The organism is Pseudomonas sp. GW704-F2 (assembly GCF_059423025.1).
The window spans coordinates 334,418-344,593 of sequence record NZ_JBWKXO010000002.1 but is presented as its reverse complement, the minus strand read 5'-3'; the positions used below and the strand labels follow the sequence as shown (position 1 = coordinate 344,593).

8 protein-coding genes are annotated in these 10,176 nt (G+C 61.9%); 5 read left to right on the top strand and 3 right to left on the bottom strand.

The window, feature by feature from the left end:
* Positions 1-174 precede the first annotated feature (174 nt).
* The 3 genes from AC07W0_RS03455 to AC07W0_RS03445 are packed head-to-tail and all read left to right on the top strand — an operon-like array spanning position 175 to position 3,740.
* Positions 175-834 (top strand): paraquat-inducible protein A, encoded by a 660-nt coding sequence (locus tag AC07W0_RS03455; RefSeq protein ID WP_017844516.1) that lies wholly within the window; start codon positions 175-177, stop codon positions 832-834.
* Positions 821-1,444 carry a paraquat-inducible protein A gene (locus tag AC07W0_RS03450; RefSeq protein WP_017844515.1) on the top strand — a complete coding sequence of 208 codons (624 nt, stop codon included), beginning with the start codon at positions 821-823 and terminating at the stop codon, positions 1,442-1,444. The genes AC07W0_RS03455 and AC07W0_RS03450 overlap by 14 nt, the downstream gene beginning before the upstream one ends.
* On the top strand, positions 1,437-3,740 hold the full coding sequence (locus tag AC07W0_RS03445; protein ID WP_046487496.1) for a PqiB family protein: 2,304 nt from the start codon (positions 1,437-1,439) through the stop codon (positions 3,738-3,740). Before AC07W0_RS03450 ends, AC07W0_RS03445 begins: the two co-directional genes overlap by 8 nt.
* Before the next feature lie 186 nt (positions 3,741-3,926).
* Here the strand turns inward: AC07W0_RS03445 and mksF are convergent, their stop codons facing one another.
* The 3 genes from mksF to mksB are packed head-to-tail and all read right to left on the bottom strand — an operon-like array spanning position 3,927 to position 8,738.
* Entirely contained in the window at positions 3,927-6,767 is a 2,841-nt protein-coding gene (mksF, locus tag AC07W0_RS03440) for an Mks condensin complex protein MksF (protein ID WP_017844513.1), read from the bottom strand.
* Positions 6,764-7,471, bottom strand: coding sequence for an Mks condensin complex protein MksE (mksE, locus tag AC07W0_RS03435; protein WP_017844512.1), 708 nt, complete (start codon positions 7,469-7,471; stop codon positions 6,764-6,766). The genes mksF and mksE overlap by 4 nt, the downstream gene beginning before the upstream one ends.
* Positions 7,461-8,738 (bottom strand): Mks condensin complex protein MksB, encoded by a 1,278-nt coding sequence (gene mksB / locus AC07W0_RS03430; RefSeq protein ID WP_017844511.1) that lies wholly within the window; start codon positions 8,736-8,738, stop codon positions 7,461-7,463. The genes mksE and mksB overlap by 11 nt, the downstream gene beginning before the upstream one ends.
* Positions 8,739-8,925: 187 nt before the next feature.
* On the opposite strand from mksB, the gene AC07W0_RS03425 reads away from it, so the two are divergent.
* Together AC07W0_RS03425 and rimI are read left to right on the top strand one after the other, a co-directional pair.
* Positions 8,926-9,669, top strand: coding sequence for a hypothetical protein (locus AC07W0_RS03425; RefSeq protein WP_017844510.1), 744 nt, complete (start codon positions 8,926-8,928; stop codon positions 9,667-9,669).
* Positions 9,662-10,114, top strand: coding sequence for a ribosomal protein S18-alanine N-acetyltransferase (rimI, locus tag AC07W0_RS03420; protein WP_046384825.1), 453 nt, complete (start codon positions 9,662-9,664; stop codon positions 10,112-10,114). Before AC07W0_RS03425 ends, rimI begins: the two co-directional genes overlap by 8 nt.
* Positions 10,115-10,176 lie beyond the last annotated feature (62 nt).

Here is a 10,176-nt window from a genome sequence, read left to right as displayed (position 1 = left end):
CAAGATTAAATTCCAGAACCCCTGTTTGCTTATGCAGACAGGGGTTTTGTTTTGGGCGGTCGGAAAGGGTCAAGTGGCTCGCCCCCCTCGGTACTCGATAAAATTGCGCAGTTATTTCTGAACCAGACCACTAGAATAGGTACCTAACCTTTTTTTAGCGTCCGAGCCCTATCTATGCCCGATCCGGTTGATGCCCCCAAGGTGTCGGATTTACCCCTGGACGACCTGGTGGCATGTCATGAGTGCGATTTATTGATGCGCAAACCTGTGCTCGCCCTCGGCGAAAAAGCCCAGTGCCCGCGCTGCGGTTACGAGCTGTACGCGCATCGCCACAACGTCGTCGAACGAAGCCTCGCCTTAGTCTTGGCAGCGCTATTGCTGTATATCCCCGCGAACTTTTTGCCCATCATGCAGCTCAATCTACTCGGGCAGTCCTCGGAGGACACCGTGTGGACCGGCGTCGTCGGCCTGTTCGACACCGGCATGCGTGGCGTCGCCGCCGTCGTGTTCCTGTGCAGCATGGGTATTCCCCTGCTCAAGTTGCTCTGCCAATTGGCGGTGTTGCTCAGCATCCGCTGGAACATCGGTCGCAGTTACGGGCTGCTGCTCTACCGCATTTACCATCACCTAAGAGATTGGGGGATGTTGGAGGTGTACCTGATGGGCGTCCTGGTGGCGATCGTAAAGCTCGCCGACATGGCCTCCATCACGATTGGCCTGGGTCTGGTCTGCTTCGTCAGCCTATTAATGGTTCAGGTTCTGCTTGAGGTGGTGATGTCGCCCCACCAGATCTGGCAAGCACTGTCAGGAGAGGATGATCATGCGGGCGATTGATGCAGGCATTCTGATTTGTACCGAATGCCACGAATTGAACAAGCAAGAACCGGACACCGACGAGCAAACCTGCACCCGTTGCGGTGCGCTGGTCCATGCCCGTCGCCCCAACAGCCTGACGCGCACCTGGGCCTTGCTGATCACCGCTGCGATTCTCTATATCCCGGCCAACCTGTTACCGATTATGACCATCAATTCCCTCGGCCAGGGCGATCCCAGTACCATCATGTCCGGCGTGATCCAACTGGTGCAGCACGGCATGTTCCCCATCGCCGCCGTGGTGTTCATCGCCAGCATCCTGGTGCCGACGTTCAAGCTTGTAGGTATTGGTCTGCTACTGTTCTCGGTGCAGCGTCACCAACCGCTGTCCGCGCAACAACGGATTATCATGTACCGCTTTATCGAATTCATTGGACGCTGGTCCATGCTGGATATCTTCGTGATCGCCATCCTGGTGGCGGTTGTAAACTTTGGACGGCTTGCCAGTGTCGAGGCCAACCTCGGCGCGGCGGCGTTCGCCAGTGTGGTGATCCTGACGATGCTTGCCGCAGTAACTTTTGATCCCCGACTGATTTGGGATAACACGGAGTCGGACGACGACCATGAGTGATTTGCCTAAAGCTAAAACCCGCCCGGCCTCCAACTGGTCGGCTATTTGGGTACTGCCCCTGATCGCTCTGATCATCGGCGGTTGGTTGGGCTGGCGTGCCTATTCTCAGCAAGGCATCGAGATCCAGGTACGCTTCGAAAGCGGCGAAGGCATCCAGGTCAACAAGACCGAAGTCGTCTACAAAGGCATGCCCGTGGGCAAGGTCAAGACCCTGGCCCTGGACGACGAAGGCAACAATCGCGGGGTGATTGCCACCATCGAGATGAACAAGGACGTCGAGCAATACCTCAAGACCAACACGCGCTTCTGGCTGGTCAAACCCAGCGTCAGCCTCGCCGGCATCACCGGCCTGGAGACCCTCGTGTCGGGGAATTACATCGCCGCCAGCCCCGGCGACGGTGAGCCCACGCGCAAATTCAAGGCGCTGTCCGAAGAACCGCCCTTGTCCGACGCCAAGCCAGGCCTGCACCTGACCATCAAGGCCGACCGCCTTGGCTCGCTCAACCGCGGCAGCCCGGTGTTCTACAAGCAGATCCAGGTCGGCCAGGTCAAAAGCTACCTGTTGTCCGAGGACCAGAGCACCGTCGAGATCAAGGTCTACATCGAACCGACCTACGCCAGCCTGGTGCGCAAACACACGCGTTTCTGGAACGCCAGCGGCATCAGCATCGACGCCAACCTCTCCGGCGTGAAGGTGCGCAGCGAATCGCTCTCCAGCATCGTCGCCGGCGGTATCGCCTTCGCCACCCCGGAGAATCGCAAGGACAGCCCGCCGACCGACCCGAGCCTGCCCTTTCGCCTGTATGAAGACTTCGACGCCGCCGCCGCCGGCATCAAGGTCAAGGTCAAACTCACCGACTTCGAAGGCCTGCAGGCCGGGCGCACCCCAGTGATGTACAAAGGCATCCAGGTCGGCAGCCTGAAAACCCTGAAGATCGACCCGGACCTGTCCAGCGCCAACGCCGAACTGACCCTCGACCCATTGGCCGAAGACTACCTGGTACAGGACACCCAGTTCTGGGTGGTCAAGCCGTCGATTTCCCTGGCCGGTATCACTGGGCTCGAGGCGTTGGTCAAAGGTAACTACATCGCGATTCGTCCCGGTGACAAAGGCACGCCACCTCAACGGGAATACGTGGCTCGGGCCAAGGCGCCGCCCTTGGACCTGCGTTCCCCTGGCCTGCACATGGTGCTGTTCACCGACAGCCTCGGCTCACTGGATGTCGGCAGCCCGATCCTCTACAAGCAGGTCAAGGTCGGCTCGGTGCAGAGCTACCAGTTCTCGCGCAAAAACAAGCAACTGGTGATCGGTGTCCATATCGAGAAGGAGTACGCCAACCTGGTCAATGGTTCGACGCGTTTCTGGAACGCCAGCGGCGTGACACTGACCGGCGGCCTCACCGGCGGTATCCAGGTGAAAAGCGAATCCCTGGCCAGCCTGATGTCCGGCGGTATCGCCTTTGAAACGCCGGAACCGAACGTGCCGCTGAAAAAACGTATCCCACGTTTCCGCCTGTTCGCCGATCGTGAAACGGCCAATCAGAGTGGCACCCTGGTGACTATCAAAGTCGACCGCGCCGACGGCCTGCGCCCCGGCACCCCGGTGCGTTTCAAAGGCCTGGACGTCGGTAAGATCGAGAGCGTCGACCTCAGCGCCGATCTGCAATCGGTGCTGCTCGGTGCGCGCATCACCCAGGTCGTGGATCGCATCGCACGCGTCGGCAGCCAGTTCTGGGTGGTCAAGCCGGAACTGGGCCTGATGAAAACCTCGAACCTGGAAACCCTGGTCACCGGCCAATACATCGAAGTGCTGCCCGCGCTGAAAAACGCCGGGCCGCAGAAGAGCTTCGTCGCGTTGGACCAGCCGCCCGAAGCCGTCCACCAGGAGGCTGGCCTGAGCCTGGTACTGAGTGCCGCACGCCGTGGTTCGCTCAAAGAAGGCGTGCCCGTCACTTACCGCGAAGTCACCGTGGGCAAAGTCACCGGCTACGAATTGGGCCAGACCGCCGACCGCGTGCTGATCCACATCCTGATCGAGCCCAAGTACGCGGCGTTGGTGCGCAGCGGCAGCCGCTTCTGGAACAGCAGCGGCTTCGGTCTCGACTTCGGCCTGTTCAAAGGTGCGACGGTACGCACCGAATCCCTGGAAACCCTGGTTGCCGGCGGCATCGCCTTCGCCACGCCCGATGGCGAACGCATGGGCAGCGCCGCGCGGCCGCAGCAAACCTTCCCGCTGTTCGACAAGTTTGAGGATGAGTGGCTGACCTGGGCGCCTAAGATTCCGCTGGGCAAGTAGGCCGAGGCGCGGCTATCGCGGGCAAGCCCCCTCCCACAAGTGACCGCGTTTATCCTGTAGGAATGCGCTCACCTGTGGGAGGGGGCTTGCCCGCGATGAGGCCCTCAAAAACACCACCAAACCCCAGCCCACAAAAAAGGCCGCGATCCATAAGATCGCGGCCTTTTGGCATTTCACCGCCGAACGTCAGACCTCATCCAACTCCGGCTCATCCGCCTGCACCGTCACCGTTGCCTTCACCGCATCATGGCGCCGGATGTACTTCCAGTCCGCCTCATCGATGTAGATCCCGTTCGGCCCGCTGCCGCCTTCCAGGTCGATCGCCACCTGGGCCGACACCTGCGGCTTCACGCTCGCCAGGATCGGCACGAAGCCCAGTTGCAGGCTGGTTTCCAACAGCGCCGCCTGGTTCTTCTCATCGATGTCGGCCGCTTCGTCGAGGTAGTACGGTAAGCGCACGCGCCCGGCCTGGTCGCGGTCCATCAAGTGCAGCAACAAATACATGTTGGTCAGCGCCTTGATGGTCATGGTGGTGCCGTTGGACGCCGCGCCATCGATGTCGGTGTGAATCACCGGCTGGCCATGCACCTTGGTGATCTCGAACGCCAGTTCGAACAAGTCCTTGAGGCCCAACTGGTTGTGGTTGGCCGCCACCAGGCGCGCCAGGTATTCCTTGGCCTCTTCGTTCTTGTTGTCCTGCTCGGCGCTCTGGCTCAAGTCGAACACCGACAGGGTTTCGCCTTCTTCGTACTGACCGGCGCTGTGGATGATCTGGTCGATATGCTTGAGCGCTTCCTTGTTCGGTGCCAGCACGATGCGGAAACTCTGCAGGTTCGACACCTGGCGCTTGTTGATCTCGCGGTTGAACAAGGCCAGTTGGTGTTCCAGGCTGTCGTAGTCGCTGCGGATATTGCGCAAGGTCCGCGCGATATCGGTGACCGCCGCACGCCGTGCCTTGCCCAGGGTCAGGGCTTCGTCGGTACGGTGAGCATAGGCGTTGATCAGCAGTTGCAGGCGCCGCTCCACGTCATCCTCGCTGTCGAACTTGGCCACGCCCTTGAGGCGAACCTGGGCGTACAGCGCTTCGATCTGGCCATCAGCGCGCAGCAAGCCTTGCCAGCTGTCCTGATAGTCATTGAGCAGCGGCAGCAGGTTGTCCATGGAGTCGTCGACCGGGTCCATGAACGGCGTGCCGAACGGCAAGTCCGCTGGCAGCAACTGGCGACGGCGCAAAGCGTCATCCAGGGTGCGTTGCTTGGCTTCCATATCGCCGATCTGGCGACCGACCAGTTGCAGCTTGGCCGACAGTTGCTGGACACGTTCGGTGAACGCATCGCTGGAGCGTTTCAATTCATCCTGGGCGGCTTCCATCTGCGCCAGCTGTTCCAGCTTCTCGCCTTCTTCGGCGCTCAGGGTTTGCGCACGGCGGAAATCTTCCAGGGCCTTTTGCGCATCCAGCACTTGCTGGTACAGCGCTTCGGTCTGGGTTTTGCTCGCGGCGCGGTCAGAGGCCACCGCCTGCTGCGTCTTGAGTTGCTTGAGTTCTTTTTCCAGACGCTCTTTCTGGTCGCGCAACGCCGCACGATCCGCCAAGGCCTGCAAGGCGGGCGGCTCGATGTGGGAGATGTCGATCGACAGCCCCGGCACTTCAAAGCGCTCACCCTTGAAACCATCGAGGATCAGCTCCAGGGATTTGACCCACTGGCCGTCCTCATCCAGCGTGATGCCATGTTCACCCAGCGGCAGGCTGAACAGCGAACTGTTGAACAGACGCATCAGACGCTCGACATCTTGCTGTGAGAATTCTTCGCGCAGCTTGGCGTAGCTGTTGTTGTCTGCGTGATCGAGCTGTTGCTTGACCGACTTCAGGCGTTTTTCCAGCTCGCGCAGGCGCTCGTCCAAGTCCTCGGCGCTGAACTGCCGCGACTGCGCCAGGGCGCCGGCGAGTTCATCGTGGGCATCCTTGGCTGCCAGCAGTTGCTGTTCCAGCACCCTGACATCATCGACCAGCGCAAAGCGATGCTTGAGCACCGACAGCTCGCCCAGCCAACGCTGGATACCGCTGATTTCGCGCTCCAGGCGCATCAGCTCCTGGGTACCGCCACGTTGGTCGTGCTGCAGCGCGTCCTGCTCGTTGCGGTAGTGCTCGGCCTGGATGGTCAGCTCTTCCTTGCGCGCACTGGCGTAGTCCGACCAGGTGCCCAGCAGCGAGTCCAACAGCGGCGACAGGCGATGCAATTTGCCGCGCAGGATGTCGCGTTGTTTCACGCCATTGGCCAGGGCCTCGACCAGCGGGCCGGCGGCGACCAGGGAGTTGTAGTCCTGCTCCATGCGTCGCACGTCGCGGAAGGCTTCTTCACACGCGGCGATGTAATCGACACTGCCGGAGCGCAGGCTGTGCTCGAACGCATCGAGGAACAATTGCTTGAGCTTGGCTGCGGTGATTTCGCGCATGTGCAGCAGGTTGATAAACAGCGCGCGGAAGGTCTTCAGGCTCTGTTCGCTGGTGGAACGCAGCGGGATCAGCGTCAGGTCCAGCGGGATCGACGTGTGGCCGCCGACCAGCAAACGACGTAGTTCATCGGGCTTGAGTTCGTAGGCTTTCAGGCCCTCGCGCTCCAGGTTGGTGAACAGCTCTTTCTGGCGCAGGCAGGTGTCGTTTTTCTGGTAGTGGGCCAGGTCGAGCTTGCCGGCGTAGGCAAAGAACTGGTGACCGAAACCACCGCCCGGGCCGCGCCCGACCACGCCGATCACATGCGGGCCGTGGGGCAGGGAGACTTCCACGAGGATGTAGCTGGTGTCGGTGGCGAAGTAGAAGCGCCGCGATTGTTCCAGCGTGTACTTGCCGAAACTCATGTCCGACATGCGCGCCAGGATCGGGAACTGCAAGGCGTTGATCGATGCGGATTTACCCAGGTTGTTCGCGCCGTACACCGACAGCGGCTCTTCGAGCGGGAACAAACCGAGGCTGTAGCCGGCGGTATTCAATAGGGCGAAGCGGCGGATGCCGTAGCGTTCCTTGCTCATGCGTCGGTCTCCTGTTCTTCGGCAATGGCGCGGGCCAGGGCGTCTTCTTCGCTTTCGTCGGCAAAGTCGCTCAAGTCCAGCGGGTCATCGGTCTTCAGCAGTTTTTCATCGCTGTCTTCGTCGATGATCACCGGTGTCGGCAATGGCAGCACGCTGTGGATGCTGGCCGCGAGGTCGCGGTCCTGTTGCACCGACAGGCACACATCGAGGAAGCGGTGCATCGGCGGCAGGAAGCGATAGATGCCGTTTTCTTCGCTGGCAAAACCCAGTTGGGTCATGCGGCGCATGATTTTCTCTTCGAGCTCTTCCTGGGTTTGCACTTCGGCCTGGATAAACAGGTCGCGGTATTTTTCCAGCAGCGACGGCAGTTCATCGCGGCCGAGGCTGCCGCCGTCGAGCACGGCAATCGGGTCGCGGCCCTGGTCGGCCAGGTGCTCGACGATGATAAAGGTGAACAGCGCCAGGCGCTGCGCGGTCTTGTTCACCTGCGCGCTGGCGATGGCCGAATCCGGCACGAAGTAATAGAAACCACGGGTATCGCACACCAGTTCAAAGCCCAGGGCCTTGAACAGCGTGCGGTACTGGTCCTGGAAATTCGACAGTTGCGCGTACAGCTCCGGGTCGCGGCGGCTGACGTGGTAACCCTTGAACAGCTCGCGAAAGATCGGCGCCAGCTGGGACAGTTCGGATAGATCAAGATGCATAAGGGGTGCTCGCAGAATTCTCGGCGGCGTCGGGCGTGGCCGGGAGCAGGGCGAATGAGCGCAGGCTGACCTGATGCTCGTGTGTGTGGTAATCGCGGCGTTCCAGGCGCTCGCGCTTGAAGCGTTTTTCGCGGGACAGGCGCGAGAACCAGTAGAGCAATTCGTCGGTGGCGCCGTCCGGTTCCTGTTCCAGCAGCCAGGTCATCAGGTCCGGCATCGGCAGCGCGTCTTCGCAGCGTTCGAGCATTTCCTTGACCGTGCGCGGTGCGCGCTGGGCTTCGCCTTTATGAGACTTGTGCGCCTTGGGGAAGCGCGCCGGTTTCGGCTCGAAGTTCGCCAGGGCGTACACGTAGGCCTCGACCTGGCTCGCACTGCCGAGGAAGGTGCTTTGCGGCCGGGTGAACATCGGCATCGCGGCCTGCGGCACCGCGTCCAGGCCTTTACGGCGAATGGCCGACAGCGCCAGCGCGGCGCCACGGGTCACGGCGTTGTGCCGACGCGCTTCTTCACGCAGCGGCAGCAGCAGCTCGCGGGCGTGACGCAGGGTCAACTGGGCGCTGGTCTGCATTTCGAGGATGCGCGCGTGGGTGCGCAACAGCATGTCGTCGTCGACCAGATGGCCGAGGCGCTGCTGCTCGGTGAGCAGGCGCAGCAGCACGTTTTCGACCTTGCGCACGCCTTGTTCGAAGGCGCCGTCGGCGTTCACCAGTTGGATCATCGGTTCGACGTATTCGTCCCAGGTCGCCAGCACTTCGGCGTAGCGCTGACGCAACGGGATCTGCCGGTCGCTGGTCTTGGCGCGGTCGGCCACGGCGGCGAGGGCTTGTTCGTCGTTGGCGAGTTTTTTCAGCACGTCGCGCACGCGCATGTCGAGCAGGCGCAGTTGCCGGGCCAGGTCGTGGCCGTCACGGATGTCGAAGGCGTCCTGGATATACCCGGCCAGGCGCTCGAGGTGGCGCAGGTAGGCTTCGATTTCCAGGCACAGGCCAAGCCGGTGCTCCTTGCGAAGATAGGCGAGGAAGTCGTGGATCTGCGCATTGAGCTCGAAACGGTTCGGGCTCTTGGCGACAGGCACCAGGATATCCAGGCGAATCCACACGTCCAGCAGGCTGGTGATGTCCTGGGGCGTGCTGTCCAGTTGTTGGGCGGCCAGTTGTGCGCGCAGCTCGCCGAGGCTCAGGGTGCCTTGGTCGAAGTGTTCGCACAGTGGCTCAAGTAAGGCCCAGTGTTCGGCGAGGGCGCGCAGGACGCGCTTGGGTTCGATCATGGGAATGGCCGGCTGGTTGGCGATTAAAAGTCGCGATTGTACTGCATCAGGCGCGGGATTTATCCACAGCCGGTCAGTGCGCAGTGGGCGATTGTTACCGAACAGCGGTAGAATCCCCGCTCTTTACTTATCCACAAGTGGCCGAGCTGTGCTTATCGAGTCCCGACGTCGCGCTTACTTGACCGCCATGCAGGTGGTCAACTGGCTGCCCCGCACCGAACTGCCGTTTGCCGCCCCGTCGCGGCCCGAGCTGCTGCAGGCGCTCGAGCCCGATGACGGATTGGAAACGTCGGGCGAGGAGGCGGCTGCGCCCGTGGCGGTGGTCAAGCCTGAGCCGCCGACGCGGCCGGTGGTCGAACGCGCCAAGGTCGAGGTGCCACGCCCGTCGCCGATGGCCAAGCCGGCGGTGGCTGAAGAGGCGGCCCCGGTGGTCAAGGCGCCTGTCGTCCCACCGCCGCGGTTTGCCCTGCAATTGCTGCGGGCCGGGCGTTGCCTGTTGCTGGTCGAACTGCCTACCGGCGAGCGCTTCCAGACCCGCGACCCGGCCTACATGCTGCTCAAGGACATGCTGCGCGCTGCCGGCCTGCCCGACAGCCCGCAAATCGTCGGCGACCCGGTGCGCTGGCCGTTGCTGGTGCGCGGCACCATGGACCAGGGCCCGGACGCCGCGCGGGATTTTGTGCAAGGTTTTGTGTCGGCACGCCTGGAAGACGAACCCTGCGTGTGCCTGTGGCTGATCGGCCTGCCCGCCGTGCGGTTTGCAGGCGAAGCCGATGCCGAAGTCTGGTACCGCGAGCTGCAGGTCGAAGGCCTGGGCTCGGTATGGGCCCTGCCGGGCCTGGAATTATTAATGGAAGAGCCACAGCGTAAGGCTGATGTCTGGCAAGCCATGCGCCGGCTGATGGCGCGCTGGAAAACAATCGATGAGTGAGGCTTTATCCTTCCGCCCGATGACCGAGGCCGACCTCGACGCCGTGCTGAAAATCGAATATGCGGCATACAGCCACCCCTGGACCCGCGGGATCTTTCTCGACGGGCTGGGCAAGTACCAGATCTGGCTGATGTTCGAAGGTGAGCAGCAAGTGGGCCACGGGGTGGTGCAGATCATCCTTGATGAAGCGCATTTGCTGAACATCACCGTCAAACCGGAAAACCAGGGCCGCGGCCTCGGCCTGGCGCTGCTCGAGCACCTGATGTCCCGCGCCTATGCCGCCAGCGCACGGGAATGTTTCCTCGAAGTGCGTGACAGCAACGCTGGCGCGTTCCGGCTGTATGAACGCTATGGCTTCAATGAAATCGGCCGTCGGCGCGATTACTACCCAGCCGTCGGCGGTCGCGAAGATGCGGTCGTGATGGCCTGCACCCTGGTCGACTGAACACGCAACCCATGTGGGAGGGGGCTTGCCCCCGATGGCAGTGTGTCAGTCAACACATGTAT